This is a genomic window from Stenotrophomonas sp. ZAC14D2_NAIMI4_6 (assembly GCF_003086875.1).
GTDB lineage: Bacteria > Pseudomonadota > Gammaproteobacteria > Xanthomonadales > Xanthomonadaceae > Stenotrophomonas.
The window spans coordinates 1,727,522-1,740,558 of the sequence record NZ_CP025996.1 but is presented as its reverse complement, the minus strand read 5'-3'; the positions used below and the strand labels follow the sequence as shown (position 1 = coordinate 1,740,558).

Genomic DNA, 13,037 nt, shown 5'->3' with positions numbered 1-13,037 from the left:
GAATGCGTGCAATGCCCGATACCCTCGCCCAGCCCGTCAGCCATACGCTGGAGATCAAGCACAGCCGTTTCACCGCCCATGCCGCGCCCATCGACGGTGCCGCGGCGGCGTTGGCGTTCCTGCAGCAGGTCGCCGTGGCCGACGCCACCCACAACTGCTGGGCCTACCGGCACGGCCAGGATTACCGGTCCAGCGATGATGGCGAGCCCGCCGGCACAGCCGGTCGGCCGATCCTGGCCGCCATTGATGGCCAGGGCTTTGATCGGGTGGTGGTGGTGGTCACGCGCTGGTACGGCGGCATCAAACTGGGCGCCGGCGGCCTGGTACGCGCCTATGGCGGTACTGCCGCAGAATGCCTGCGCACCGCGCCACGCCAGCCCCTGGTGGAACTGGCACGGCTGCAACTGGCCGCCGCTTTCGAGGATCTGGGCGCCCTGCACGCTGCCCTGCCCGCGCACGGGGCCGAAAAACGCGATGAACAGTTCGACAGCCACGGTGTGCGGCTGCGGGTGGAATTGCCCGCAGAGCAGGTGGAAGCATTGAAAACGCGCCTGCGCGACGCCACCCGTGATCGTATCCGCATCTACAACGACGACCTGCATGACTGACAAGGACGACGCCACCGCCTCGACCCCGCCGCTGCGCCGCCTGGGCAGCCTGCGCACGCTGTGGCCCTTCGTGCGTCGCCACCGCGGCCTGTTCAGTGCCTGGCTGGTGGCGCTGGCCATCTCCTCGGCGGCCACGCTCAGCCTGCCGCCGGCGGTCAAGCAGATGATCGACCATGGCTTCAGCAGCGGCGGCCAGATCAACCGCGCCTTCGCCCTGTTGATGCTGGTGGCCGTGGTGATGGCTTTGGCCACCGCCGCCCGCTTCTACTTCGTATCGCTGCTGGGCGAAAAAGTGGTGGCCGACCTGCGCAGCAAGCTGTACGCACACCTGATCCAGCTGGGCGCCGGTTTCCACGACCGCAGCCGCAGCGGCGAACTGGTCTCGCGGCTGACCGCCGACAGCGAGCTGCTGCGCAGCGTGGTCGGCTCCACCATGTCCGTCGCCCTGCGCAGCAGCGTGACCGTGGTCGGCAGCCTGGGCATGCTGTTCGTCACCAGCCCACGGCTGGCCGCATGGTCACTGCTGGGCATTCCGCTGGCGGTGCTGCCGATCATCATCGGCGCACGCAAGCTGCGCACGGTGGCGCGCAACAGCCAGGACCGCATTGCCGATGCCAACAGCCTGGCCAGCGAAACCCTGGGCGCGGTGCGCACTGTGCAGGCGCATGCACGCGAGCCATACGAACGCGGCCGCTTCGACCACGCCCTGGCCGATGCCATCGGTGCCGCGCGCCGGCGCATCGGTGCGCAGTCGCTGGTCACCGCCAGCGCCATCCTGCTGATCTTCGGTGCCATCGTCGGTGTGCTGTGGCTCGGCGCCCACGACGTCATCGCCGGCCGCCTCAGCGCCGGCACCCTGGGCCAGTTCGTGCTGTATGCCCTGATCGGTGGCGGTTCGGTGGGCGCGCTGGCCGAAGTGTGGAACGAACTGCAGCGCGCCGCCGGTGGCATGGGCCGCATCGGCGAGCTGCTGCAGGAAGACATCGAAATCCGCGCGCCCGCGCAGCCGCGTGCCTTGCCGCAGCCGCTGCGCGGCGAGATCCAGTTCGACGATGTGGTGTTCCACTACCCGCAGCGCCCCGACCAGGCCGCACTGGACCACTTCAGCCTGCACGTTCGCCCCGGCGAAACCGTGGCCCTGGTCGGTCCCTCCGGCGCCGGCAAGAGTACGGTGCTGTCGATGCTGCTGCGCTTCCACGATCCCGAACAGGGCCGCGTCTGCGTGGACGGCATCGACGTGCGTGAGACCGACCCGGCCGCGCTGCGCGCGCAGTTGGCACTGGTGCCGCAGCAGCCCACGCTGTTCGCCGCCAGCGCACGCGACAACATCCGTTACGGCCGCCTGCAGGCCAGCGATGCCGAGGTGGAAGACGCCGCCCGCGCCGCCGAAGCCGATGCCTTCCTGCGCGCCCTGCCGCAGGGTTACGACAGCGAACTGGGCGAGCGCGGTGCCCGCCTTTCCGGCGGCCAGCAGCAGCGCGTGGCCATTGCCCGTGCGTTGTTGAAGGACGCACCGATCCTGCTGCTGGACGAAGCCACCAGCGCGCTGGACGCGCAGAGCGAACATGGCGTACAGCAGGCACTGGAACGCCTGATGGCCGGGCGGACCACGCTGGTGATCGCACATCGCCTGGCCACCGTGCTCAAGGCCGATCGCATCGTGGTGATGGACCACGGCCGCATCGTGGCCGAAGGCACCCATGCGCAGCTGCTGGCCGAAGGCGGCCTGTACGCTGAACTGGCGCGCCTGCAGTTCATCGATTGATGACGCCCCGCTAACGCGGGGCAGCCCACGCTGGCGTCGCAGCGAACCGGCTGCAGACAGGAGCTGGGCGATGTCGTTCCGTCAGTTTCCCGCCGTGGACAGCCACGGCGAAACCCATGTCATCATCGAATTCAAGTCCGACGCCGATGGCAGCGGGCATGCGTCCGAGGCCACCCCGCGCTACGAACTGGACGATGGCCGGCACTTGGTGCGCAACGGCCGCGAATTCACCACCACCGGTGGCGAACTGCACCTGACGATCTGATCGGCCCGCCCGGCATGGCCCGATCACCGGTAGGTGTCGACCTCAACGGTAGGTGTCGACCTCAACGGTAGGTGTCGACCTTGGTCGACACAGGGCCTCGGTCGAGCAGGCTCGATGCTACAAAAAGGTGTGGCCAATTTTTCACCAATCGTCTTGACAGCATTGCCTGCCAAGGGCTGCGCGCGGTTATCCACACCTTTACGCAGAAACCATCCACATCCCCTGTGGATGAATGCAACTAGTCCAGCACCCGGCCGATGCCACTGGCATCGACGTCCGCCGCCGCCAGGGCGATGGCAGCGGCATCACTGCCGGCCACGAAGCCGATGCGGAAGTGCACTTCGCCGGCCGGCGTGCGCGAGGAATGGATCGACGCCAGGCTGATGCCATGCTGCTCGAAGACGTTCAGCAGCTCGCGCAGTGAACCGGGGCGGTCTTCCGGCAGGTGTACCGACAGCGCGTTGCGCTCGGTCAGGTCGGCCAGCAGGTAACCCACCCGTTCGAAGGTGTAGTTGCCCGCCGCCAGCGCGGGCTCGCCGAAGGCCGCGTGGTTGGCCGCCAGCGACTGCTCGCGGAACGCACTGCGCGCCGCATCGTCGCCCTGCCCCACCTGCACCTGCAGGCGCTGCAGATGACCGACCAGCTTTTCCAGCATCGGCGCCACATACGGGTTGCTGAACTGGATGTCCTCGTAGATGGACGGGTTCAACGACAGGATGCGCGAAATGATTGCCGTATCCAGTTCGAAGGACGCCGAGCGGTACGGCATCATCGCGGCCAGGTCACCCAACTGCGGCTGGTACTCGCGCAGCACGCCGGCCTGGGCCAGGTGGGTGGCATGCACCATCGCCTGCACCAGCGCCATCATCTGGTCGTGGTGCTGCGGCGTGGCGCGCACGCATTCGGCCTGCAGGGCGCTGCACAGCGCATCCACCCACGGCTGCCACTGCTGCAGCCGCGCCTCGCAGACCACCATCACCCGGCCTTTCAGCGTGGGCGCCTTCGGCGGCGCGGTCATCGGGTGCAGCCCGACCACCTCGGCCTGCGAGGCCAGCATGGCCTGTACCGGTGCTTCCTTCACCGAGGTCACGTCCAGCCACAGCCGCCCAGCCTCGCGCCCGCCCGACTGTTCCACGTAGCGGGCAATCAGCGCCGGCGTATGCCGGATCGGTGCGGAGAACACCAGCACATCGGCCTGTGCCAGCAACTGCTCCGGCGAATGTGAGCTGGGGTCGGCCGGGTCATGGCCGATCACCTGCAGCTGCATGTGCCGCTGGAAGAAACGGCTGAGCCAGCGCCCGTAGGCGCCGGCGCTGCCAACGATGCCGACCGTGCGCGGCGTGCGTGCCTGCGAAGCGGTCATGCCAGCCGTTCGGCCTGGAAGCGGGCGCCGTCGGCCAGCGCGGCCGGGGCCGCTGCGATCACATCGAATTCCTCGAAGCCCTGCGCCAGCGTCGCTTCCAACGCCGCATGGGTGCCGGCCACGGCACGCGAGATCGCCTGCTGCATCGATTCCCCACGCAGCAGGAACGACACGACCAGGGCCATCAGCACATCGCCGGTGCCAGCCACATCCACCGGCAGCAGCGGCGAGGTCCAGCGCCAGGTCTCCTCGCGGCCCACGGCCAGGGTGACCAGTTCGCCCGGGTTGCCGCCCACACTATGCGCGATCACCCAGTGCGGGCCGCGATCAAGCAGCGTGCGTGCGGCGGCGATGGCATCGGCCTCGGCCAAGGCGGGCATGCCGGTCAAGCGGTTCAGCTCGAAGGCATTGGGCGTGACCAGCCAGGCGTGCGGCAGCAGCCGTTCGGCGAAGATGGCTTCCAGCCCCGGCTCCACGTAGGGACCGGTATGGGTATCGCCGATCACCGGGTCCAGGCAGTAGCGCAGTTGCGGGCAGGCCGGCAGCAGGGTGTCCAGCCAGTCGGCGAACGCCGCGCCATTGTCGGCGCTGCCAAAGTAGCCGGACACCAGCATCTTCGCCCGTTGCGGCAGGCCACGTTCGGCGGCGCCGCGCAGCAGGTCGGCGAACCAGTCGGTGGGCAGCACACGGCCGCGCGTGGTGTCGTAGAACGGCGCGTTGCTGAGCAGGACGGTCGGCACTTCGGCCACGCGCAGGCCCAGCGCACGCATCGGCGGCACCGCGGCGCTGTTGCCGGCGTGGCCGTAGACCAGTTGCGACTGGACCGAGATGACATCGATCGGCGAGGGCCCGTCGGGCCGCTGGCGACGACCGTGGAGCAAGTGGTTTTCGAGGGATTCGCTCATCCCCGCATTCTACGCCCAAGGGAGTTTTCGGCAGGGCTTGCAGCCCTGCACCCCTGTAGAGTCGAGCCATGCTCGACTGAAGCAACGGCAACGGCAACATTGCGTGGGATGGCGGGTCGGTGTGGGTGGGCAGGACACGCCGTGAATCCATCCATGGAGGCTCGTAGGCGCCTTGCTCGCGCGCGCAATCCTGCGCGCCCGGCAAGACCGGGGTTGGGCGTCCTGCCCAACCCGCCCGAGGCATGCCTCGGGCCCATGGCGCCTGCGGTCCTGCCCACCCACACCGCCCCACCTCTGACAGTCCCCCGCAGCTGTTGGTAGGTGTCGACCTTGGTCGACACAGTAGATCCACGCCATGCGTGGATGAAATCTGTCAAATATCGACATTCAAAATGGGGTCGGAGCCCGTTACGCAGCAACGGGATCCGACCCCGTGTGGTTCCAACAGATCGCGGCAATCTGTCGAAGGCGGGGCGGTGTCGGATTGCGGGGTGTCAGCGGCATGGATGCCGCTGCCAAGCCTACAAGGGTGAGGGCGCTTTGCTTGCGAAGCACTGCTTCGCAAGCGCCCGAACGCACAGCCGCCAGCGGCTGGGCCGGGCCCCGGAGGGGGACTTGCGGCGTCCCCGCAATCCGACACCGCCCCGCCTACCCACCGGAAACCCGCTTTTGACGTTGACGTTGCTTCAGTCGAGCATGGCTCGACTCTACAGCAGGTGCAGGGCTGCAAGCCCTGCAGACCAACACCCCCCTCAGTGTGCAGCCGGCCGCGACGGTGGCAGCCAGGCCGCGACGATGCCCAGCAGCGGCAGGAACGCGGTCAACTGGTAGACGAACTCAATGCTGGTCTTGTCCGCCAGCAGGCCCAGCACCGCTGCACCCAGCCCGCCCATGCCGAAGGCAAAACCGAAGAACAACCCCGACACCATGCCGATCCGGTGCGGCATCATTTCCTGCGCGTAGACCACGATGGCCGAGAACGCCGACGACAGCACGAAACCGATCAGCACCGCCAGCACCGTGGTCCACAGCAGATCGGCATGCGGCAACGCCAACGCGAACGGCGCCACGCCCAGGATCGAGGCCCAGATGATCGGCTTGCGGCCAATGCGGTCACCCAGTGGCCCGCCCAGGAAGCCACCAGCCGCCGATGCCACCAGGAACGCGAACAGATGCAGCTGCGCCTGCGCCACCGGAATGCCGAAGTGGTGGATCAGATAGAAGGTGAAGTAGCTGCCGATGCTGGCCATGTAGAAGTACTTGCTGAAGATCAGCACCAGCAGGATGGCCATCACCCGCGCCACCGTGCGCCGGGGATGACGCGGGGCGACCGTGCCCTGCCCGGCCGGCCGCGGCGTACCCAGGTGCAGCGCGTACCAGCGGCTGACATAGGTCAGCAGGGCAATGCCGATCAGCGCCGCGCCGGCAAACCACGATGCGGCGTGCTGGCCGTACGGCACGATCACCGCCGCGGCGATCAGCGGGCCCAGCGCGGTACCGAAATTGCCGCCGACCTGGAACACCGATTGCGCGAAGCCATGGCGGCCACCCGAAGCCAGGCGCGCGATGCGTGAGGCTTCCGGGTGGAAGATGGCCGAGCCGACGCCCACCAGCGCCGCGGCCAGCAGCACCATGGCGTAGTTCGGTGCGAAACCCAGCAGCAGCATGCCGCACAGGGTCGAGGCCATGCCGATCGGCAGCGAATACGGCGCCGGCTTGCGGTCGGTGGCAAGGCCCACCAGCGGCTGGAAGATCGACGCGGTCAGCTGGTAGGTGAGCGTGATCAGGCCGATCTGGGTGAAGCTGAGATTGAAACCGCCCTTGATGACCGGATAGATGGCCAGGATCAGCGACTGCATCATGTCGTTGACCACATGGGAGGTGGAAATCGCCGCCAGCACGCCCGGGGACGTGCTGCGGGTGCGTGGAACCGGGGAAGCCAAGCTGGACATGGTGCGCAGTCAGGATGGGGGCGAGCCACGCATGCTACGGTGCCCGTCCCTTCCCTTCCGCCGCGTTCTGGTCATGCCATATCGCAAAAAGGACACGCCCTGCGCGATCCGGGAGTCCGCGCCCTGGAACGAGGTGCCCGGCCACCGGCCGGTGACCTGCCGGGTGAAGGACTACCCCGCCGGCACCCGGGTGTCGCCGCACCGGCATCGCCGCCACCAGCTGGTGTATGCCATGTCGGGCCTGATGGTGGTGCGCTCGGAAGTGGGCCGCTGGGTGGTGCCGTCCACCCGCGCGATCTGGATGCCGGCCGGCATGGCGCACGGGGTGGACTGCATTGCCGACGTACACATGCGCAGCCTGTATATCGATCCTGCCTTCGCCCCGCAGCTGGCCACCGAACCGTTCGCGGTGCAGGTGGCGCCACTGCTGCGCGAACTGCTGCACGCGGCCAGCCAGATCCAGGGCGAGCACGAAGACGACAGCCGCGATGGCCGCGTGGTGCGCCTGCTGCTGGACGAGCTGCATCGCATGGATGTGCTGCCGCTGCACCTGCCAACGCCGGCCGACCCGCGCCTGCAGCGCATCTGCCAGCACATCCAGAAGCACCCCGGCGACGAGGCCACGCTGCAGGACTGGGCGCAGGCGCTGGCGGTGGACGTGAAAACCATCCAGCGCCATTTCGCCAGCGAGCTGGGCATGACCTTCGGCCAATGGCGGCAGCAGGCCCGCCTGCTGGCGGCGATGGAGCGCTTGGCGGTGGGCGAAAAGGTGATCGATGTGGCGCTGGCGATGGGCTATGACAGTCCCAGCGCGTTCACCAGCATGTTCAAGCGGCAGCTGGGGCAGACGCCGGCGGCGTTTTTCCGTTGATTCCTCGAACCACATCCACGCATGGCGTGGATCTACCAGAGAACAGTCCCCCTGGTAGCGCCGGGCCATGCCCGGCGGAATGCGTGCGATGTCCACAAACAGAAACGCCGGGCATGGCCCGGCGTTACCGTTCACCGTCTGCGGTGAAACCTCAGGACGTCATCCGGTCCCAGAAGCCCTTTACACCGTCCATGAAGGTGGCCGACTTCGGCGAGTGCTTGCGTGCGTCCTCACCGTTGAAGGTCGCCTCGAACTGCTCCAGCAGCTTGCGCTGGTCAGCGGTCAGGTTCACCGGGGTTTCCACCACTACGCGGCAGTACAGGTCGCCTTCGCTGCGGCTGCGCACCGAACGCACGCCCTTGCCGCGCAGGCGGAACAGCTTGCCGGTCTGGGTTTCGGCCGGAATGCGGATTTCCGCTTCGCCGCCCAGGGTAGCCACGCGCACGGTATCGCCCAGCGCGGCCTGCGAAATGCGGATCGGCACTTCGCAGTGCAGGTCGTCACCGTCGCGCTGGAAGATCGCATGCTCGCGCACGCGCACTTCCACGTACAGATCGCCCGGCGGCGTACCGGCCGGACCGGCCTCACCTTCGCCGGACAGGCGGATACGGTCGCCGGTGTCGACACCGGCCGGCACCTTCACCGACAGCACCTTGTCTTCTTCCACCCGGCCGTTGCCGTGGCAGGTCTTGCAGGGCTTGGCGATGATCTGGCCACGGCCGTTGCAGTTGTGGCAGGCCTGCTGCATGGCGAAGATGCCGCGCTGGATGCGCACCTGGCCACGGCCATGGCAGACGTTGCAGGTCTCGACCTTGCCGTCTTCCGAACCACTGCCATCGCAGTCACCGCATTCGGCCAGGGTCGGAATCTCGATGCGGCGCTCAACGCCACGCACCGCTTCTTCCAGGTCCAGTTCCATCACGTAGCCGATGTCGGCACCGCGACGGGCCTGGCGCGGGCCCGCGCCGCCGCCACCAAAAATATTGCCGAAGATATCGCCGAAGATATCGTTCATGTCCGGGCCGCCCGGACCACCGCCACCGCCCATGCCGTGCTCGAACGCGGCGTGGCCGTGGGCATCGTACATGCGGCGCTTGTTGCCGTCGGACAGCGTTTCGTAGGCTTCCTTGCACTCCTTGAAGGAGGCTTCGGCCGCCGCATCACCCGGGTTGCGGTCCGGATGGAATTTCATCGCGCAACGACGGTAGGCCTTCTTCAGCTCTTCGTCGGTGGCGGTGCGGGCAACGCCCAGCACTTCGTAGTAATCGCGCTTGCTCATAGGGTGAATCAGCTTCCGGAAAGTCGGGATTCGTCAAAGCGGAAGAGCGGAACCAGGTCCGCTCTTGCGTCGGGCGCCCCGACACGCCGGGTGGCGGTCAGGACCCTGATGCGACAACGGGACGCTGCCAGGCAGCGCCCCGTGTCGGTCCGGATCAGGACTTCTTGTCGTCCTTGACTTCGGTGAACTCAGCGTCCACCACGTCATCCTGCGCCTTGCCTGCATTGCCGGCGTCGGCACCCGGGGCACCGCCCTGGTCAGCCGAAGCAGCAGCGAACAGCGCCTGGCCGGCTTCTTCCAGCACCTTCGACTTGGCTTCGATCTGTGCCTTGTCGTCGCCCTTCATCGCGGTTTCCAGATCGGCCAGGGCTGCTTCCACCTTGCCGATGACATCGCCGCCCACCTTGCTGCCGTGCTCGGTGATGGCGCTGCGGGTGCCGTGGATCAGGGCATCAGCCTGGTTACGGGCCTGCACCAGTTCCTGGAACTTCTTGTCTTCTTCGCGGTTGGCTTCGGCATCGGCCACCATGCGCGCGATTTCTTCCTCGGACAGACCCGAACCGGCCTTGATCTCGACCTTCTGTTCCTTGTTGGTCTTCTTGTCCTTGGCCGACACGTGCAGGATGCCGTTGGCGTCGATGTCGAAGGACACTTCCACCTGCGGCAGGCCGCGCGGGGCCGGCTCGATGCCGGACAGGTCGAACTTGGCCAGCGACTTGTTGAAGCGGGCCTGTTCGCGCTCACCCTGCAGCACGTGCACGGTCACGGCCGACTGGTTGTCTTCGGCGGTGGAGAACACCTGCGAAGCCTTGGTCGGGATGGTGGTGTTCTTTTCGATGATCTTGGTGAACACGCCGCCCATGGTTTCGATGCCCAGCGACAGCGGGGTCACGTCCAGCAGCAGCACGTCCTTCACGTCGCCGCCCAGCACGCCGCCCTGGATCGCCGCACCCAGTGCCACGGCTTCGTCCGGGTTGACGTCCTTGCGCGGTTCCTTGCCGAAGAACTCGGTCACCGCCTGCTGCACCTTCGGCATGCGGGTCTGGCCACCGACCAGGATCACTTCGCTGATGTCGCTCGAACGCAGGCCGGCATCGTTCAGGGCCACGCGGCACGGCTCGATCGACTTCTTGATCAGGTCTTCCACCAGCGCTTCCAGCTTGGCGCGGGTCAGCTTGATGTTCAGGTGCTTCGGACCCGAGGCGTCGGCCGTGACGTACGGCAGGTTCACTTCGGTCTGCTGGGCGCTGGACAACTCGATCTTGGCGCGCTCGGCAGCATCCTTCAGGCGCTGCAGGGCCAGCGGATCCTTGCGCAGGTCGATGCCCTGGTCCTTGTTGAACTCTTCAACCAAGTACTCGATGACGCGGTTGTCGAAGTCTTCGCCGCCCAGGAAGGTGTCGCCGTTGGTGGCCAGCACTTCGAACTGCTTTTCACCATCGACGTTGGCGATTTCGATCACCGAGACGTCGAAGGTGCCGCCGCCCAGGTCGTACACCACGATCTTGCGATCCTTGTTGTCACCCTTGTCCAGGCCATAGGCCAGCGCGGCCGCGGTCGGCTCGTTGATGATGCGCTTGACGTCCAGGCCGGCGATGCGGCCGGCGTCCTTGGTCGCCTGGCGCTGGCTGTCGTTGAAGTAGGCCGGCACGGTGATGACCGCTTCGGTGACCTTCTCACCGAGGAAGTCCTCGGCGGTCTTCTTCATCTTTTCCAGCACCTTGGCCGAGATTTCCTGCGGGGCCATCTTCTTGCCGTCGCTGGTGGCCACCCAGGCATCACCATTGTCATGGGCCAGGATGCTGTACGGGACGTGCGCGATGTCCTTCTGCACTTCGGCGTCGGTGAACTTGCGGCCGATCAGGCGCTTCACCGCGTAGAAGGTGTTCTTGGGGTTGGTCACGGCCTGGCGCTTGGCCGAGGCACCGACCAGCACTTCGCTGTCCTTGGTGTAGGCGACGATCGACGGGGTGGTGCGATCGCCTTCCGAATTCTCGATGACGCGGGCCTTGCCGCCGTCCATGATCGCCACGCACGAGTTGGTGGTGCCGAGGTCGATACCAATGATCTTGCCCATGGGGGAGACTCCTGAAGAATGCTTGTTGGGTTCAGTCCGGCCGGTGTGCCGGTGGATGAATGGGATGTGGGGGAGGCTCGTGGAACATTCAAGCCATCCCCCGAACGCTGTGTTCAACCGTTCAAGGTACGCCGGGCATGGCCCGGCGCTACCGATCCCAGGCGGGTAGCGCCGGGCCCTGCCCGGCGGCCGTTCGCCCGGGACGCCGGGTCAGTCGGCGGCCACCACCACCAGCGCCGGCCGCAGCAGGCGCTCGTTCAGCAGGTAGCCCTTCTGGAACACGGTAACCACGCTGCCGGGGGCGGCGCCGGGGGTCGGCACCTGGCTGATGGCCTGGTGGTGTTCCGGGTTGAACGGCTGGCCGGTCGGGTCCAGCAGGACCAGGCCATTGTCGGCGGCGACCTTCAGCAGCTGCTTGTAGGTCAGCTCCAGGCCCTCGCGCAGCGGATGGGCGTCATCGCCAGCGGCCTTCAGGCCGGCATCCAGGCTGTCGAACACCGGCAGCAGCTCGCCCAGCAGCTTTTCGTTGGCGAACTTGCGGGCCTGCTCGATGTCGCGGGCCACGCGCTTGCGCTGGTTGTCCAGGTCGGCGCGTTCACGCAGGGCGTCGGCCTTGATCTGCTCGATCTCGGCGCGCAGGCGCTCGGTTTCGTCACTCACGCCGGCAGCAGCCGCTGCATCGGCCGCGCTCTGCTGGGATTCGATATCGGGGTTTTCGTGGTTCATGTCTGGGTCCCTGGCGGTCACAGCCCGCCTCCACCCACCCTAGTGTGGGCGGGATGCTGCGTTTCAAGCGTCGGATGTGCCCGGCGTTCGCCCGGACGGCGAAAAGGCCGCGCCCAGCACGTCGGCGGTGGCCTGCACCAGCGGAATCATGCGGTCGTAGGCCATGCGCTTGGGCCCGATCACCCCCAGCACGCCCAGTACCTGGCCGTTGGCGGTATAGGGCGCGGTGACCAGCGAGACACCCTGCAGCGGCATCATGCCGGTCTCTTCGCCAATGAAGATGCGCACGCCCGGGGCCTGGATGGTCCGTTCCAGCAACTGCAGGATCTCGCGCTTGCTGGAAAACAGCTCGAACAGTTCGCGCAGCCGTTCCAGGTCGGACAGGTCCTGCACCCCCATCAGCCGGGTCTGCCCGGCCACCAGCATGTCGTCGGCCGGCGGCTGCAGGGCCTGCTCGGCCAGCTCGATGCTGTGCGCCAGCAGCTGCTCCAGCTCGGAACGGGCATCGCGCAGCTCCAGCAGCAGGCGGGTGCGGATCTCGGCCAGCGGCAGGCCGGCGAAATGCGCGTTCAGGTAATTGGCGACCTGTTCCAGCTGGCCCGGGGCGAAGTCCTGGCGGGTCTCGATCACCCGGTTCTGCACTTCATTGTCGGCAAACACCAGGATGGCCAGCACCCTGCGCCCGTCCAGGGCCACGAAATCGATCTGCCGGAAGGCGAACTGCTCGCGCCGCGGGGCACTGACCACGCCGACGAAATGGCTCATGGCCGACAGCAGCTCCGAGGCGCTGCCCAGCAGGGCCTGGGTGCTGCCGCCGCCGGCCAGCTCCAGGCGCAGCCGGGCAAGCTCGCCCTCGCCCGGCGGCTGCATCTGCAGCAGGCTGTCGACGAACACCCGGTAGCCGTGGGCGGTTGGAATGCGCCCGGCCGAGGTATGCGGCGAGGCCAGCAGGCCCAGGTCTTCCAGGTCGCCCAGGATGTTGCGGATGGTGGCCGGACTGACTTCCAGCCCGGCCACGCGCGCCAGCGTCTGCGAGCCCACCGGCTCGCCGTCCTGGATGTAACGCGCGATGAGCGTACGCAGCAGATGGCGCGCGCGCGGGGCTAGCTGGTCGGCGGAACCGTGCATGGAATCAACCTGTGAGACACGGACACTAGATAATGGCGGCGCAGCACCTTGGCAAGTCATTGGACCACCCGGCCGCACATGCTAGCGTTGCGCGGCTG

General features: G+C 67.2%; 11 protein-coding genes. 4 read left to right on the top strand and 7 right to left on the bottom strand.

The annotated features are described in order from the left end of the window. Positions 1 to 11: 11 nt before the first annotated feature. From C1933_RS08065 to C1933_RS08055, 3 genes are all read left to right on the top strand, one after another. Positions 12 to 608, top strand: coding sequence for a YigZ family protein (locus C1933_RS08065; protein ID WP_108752829.1), 597 nt, complete (start codon positions 12 to 14; stop codon positions 606 to 608). Further along, positions 601 to 2,373, top strand: a complete 1,773-nt coding sequence (locus tag C1933_RS08060; protein WP_108752828.1) for an ABC transporter transmembrane domain-containing protein — start codon at positions 601 to 603, stop codon at positions 2,371 to 2,373. The genes C1933_RS08065 and C1933_RS08060 overlap by 8 nt, the downstream gene beginning before the upstream one ends. A 70-nt stretch (positions 2,374 to 2,443) precedes the next feature. Beyond that, positions 2,444 to 2,638, top strand: coding sequence for a hypothetical protein (locus C1933_RS08055; protein ID WP_108752827.1), 195 nt, complete (start codon positions 2,444 to 2,446; stop codon positions 2,636 to 2,638). 238 nt (positions 2,639 to 2,876) lie between these two features. Here the strand turns inward: C1933_RS08055 and C1933_RS08050 are convergent, their stop codons facing one another. From C1933_RS08050 to C1933_RS08040, 3 genes are all read right to left on the bottom strand, one after another. Further along, positions 2,877 to 4,001 (bottom strand): prephenate dehydrogenase, encoded by a 1,125-nt coding sequence (locus C1933_RS08050; RefSeq protein WP_108752826.1) that lies wholly within the window; start codon positions 3,999 to 4,001, stop codon positions 2,877 to 2,879. After that, a complete protein-coding gene (pdxY, locus tag C1933_RS08045) occupies positions 3,998 to 4,906 on the bottom strand; it encodes a pyridoxal kinase (protein WP_108752825.1) in 909 nt (302 codons plus the stop codon). Before pdxY ends, C1933_RS08050 begins: the two co-directional genes overlap by 4 nt. A 752-nt stretch (positions 4,907 to 5,658) precedes the next feature. Next, positions 5,659 to 6,858 carry an MFS transporter gene (locus C1933_RS08040; protein WP_108752824.1) on the bottom strand — a complete coding sequence of 400 codons (1,200 nt, stop codon included), beginning with the start codon at positions 6,856 to 6,858 and terminating at the stop codon, positions 5,659 to 5,661. A 73-nt stretch (positions 6,859 to 6,931) separates the two neighbouring features. On the opposite strand from C1933_RS08040, the gene C1933_RS08035 reads away from it, so the two are divergent. Then, positions 6,932 to 7,729, top strand: a complete 798-nt coding sequence (locus tag C1933_RS08035) for a helix-turn-helix transcriptional regulator (RefSeq protein WP_108752823.1) — start codon at positions 6,932 to 6,934, stop codon at positions 7,727 to 7,729. 151 nt (positions 7,730 to 7,880) lie between these two features. On the opposite strand, the gene dnaJ is transcribed toward C1933_RS08035, so the two are convergent. From dnaJ to hrcA, 4 genes are all read right to left on the bottom strand, one after another. Then, a complete protein-coding gene (gene dnaJ / locus C1933_RS08030; protein ID WP_108749336.1) occupies positions 7,881 to 9,008 on the bottom strand; it encodes a molecular chaperone DnaJ in 1,128 nt (375 codons plus the stop codon). Positions 9,009 to 9,162: 154 nt separating this feature from the next. Further along, complete coding sequence (gene dnaK, locus C1933_RS08025) at positions 9,163 to 11,085, bottom strand: molecular chaperone DnaK (RefSeq protein ID WP_108752822.1); 1,923 nt, start codon at positions 11,083 to 11,085, stop codon at positions 9,163 to 9,165. 210 nt (positions 11,086 to 11,295) lie between these two features. Next, complete coding sequence (gene grpE / locus C1933_RS08020; RefSeq protein ID WP_108749334.1) at positions 11,296 to 11,811, bottom strand: nucleotide exchange factor GrpE; 516 nt, start codon at positions 11,809 to 11,811, stop codon at positions 11,296 to 11,298. Between the two features lie 63 nt (positions 11,812 to 11,874). Next, on the bottom strand, positions 11,875 to 12,939 hold the full coding sequence (gene hrcA, locus C1933_RS08015) for a heat-inducible transcriptional repressor HrcA (RefSeq protein ID WP_108752821.1): 1,065 nt from the start codon (positions 12,937 to 12,939) through the stop codon (positions 11,875 to 11,877). Between the last annotated feature and the right edge of the window lie 98 nt (positions 12,940 to 13,037).

What these genes read in the sequence shown, in the direction of transcription:
- C1933_RS08065 (WP_108752829.1), top strand. Translation starts at nt 12, where the DNA reads ATGCCCGATACCCTCGCCCAGCCCGTCAGCCATACGCTGGAGATCAAG.
- C1933_RS08060 (WP_108752828.1), top strand. Translation starts at nt 601, where the DNA reads ATGACTGACAAGGACGACGCCACCGCCTCGACCCCGCCGCTGCGCCGC.
- C1933_RS08055 (WP_108752827.1), top strand. Translation starts at nt 2,444, where the DNA reads ATGTCGTTCCGTCAGTTTCCCGCCGTGGACAGCCACGGCGAAACCCAT.
- C1933_RS08050 (WP_108752826.1), bottom strand. Translation starts at nt 4,001, where the DNA reads ATGACCGCTTCGCAGGCACGCACGCCGCGCACGGTCGGCATCGTTGGC.
- pdxY (WP_108752825.1), bottom strand. Translation starts at nt 4,906, where the DNA reads ATGAGCGAATCCCTCGAAAACCACTTGCTCCACGGTCGTCGCCAGCGG.
- C1933_RS08040 (WP_108752824.1), bottom strand. Translation starts at nt 6,858, where the DNA reads ATGTCCAGCTTGGCTTCCCCGGTTCCACGCACCCGCAGCACGTCCCCG.
- C1933_RS08035 (WP_108752823.1), top strand. Translation starts at nt 6,932, where the DNA reads ATGCCATATCGCAAAAAGGACACGCCCTGCGCGATCCGGGAGTCCGCG.
- dnaJ (WP_108749336.1), bottom strand. Translation starts at nt 9,008, where the DNA reads ATGAGCAAGCGCGATTACTACGAAGTGCTGGGCGTTGCCCGCACCGCC.
- dnaK (WP_108752822.1), bottom strand. Translation starts at nt 11,085, where the DNA reads ATGGGCAAGATCATTGGTATCGACCTCGGCACCACCAACTCGTGCGTG.
- grpE (WP_108749334.1), bottom strand. Translation starts at nt 11,811, where the DNA reads ATGAACCACGAAAACCCCGATATCGAATCCCAGCAGAGCGCGGCCGAT.
- hrcA (WP_108752821.1), bottom strand. Translation starts at nt 12,939, where the DNA reads ATGCACGGTTCCGCCGACCAGCTAGCCCCGCGCGCGCGCCATCTGCTG.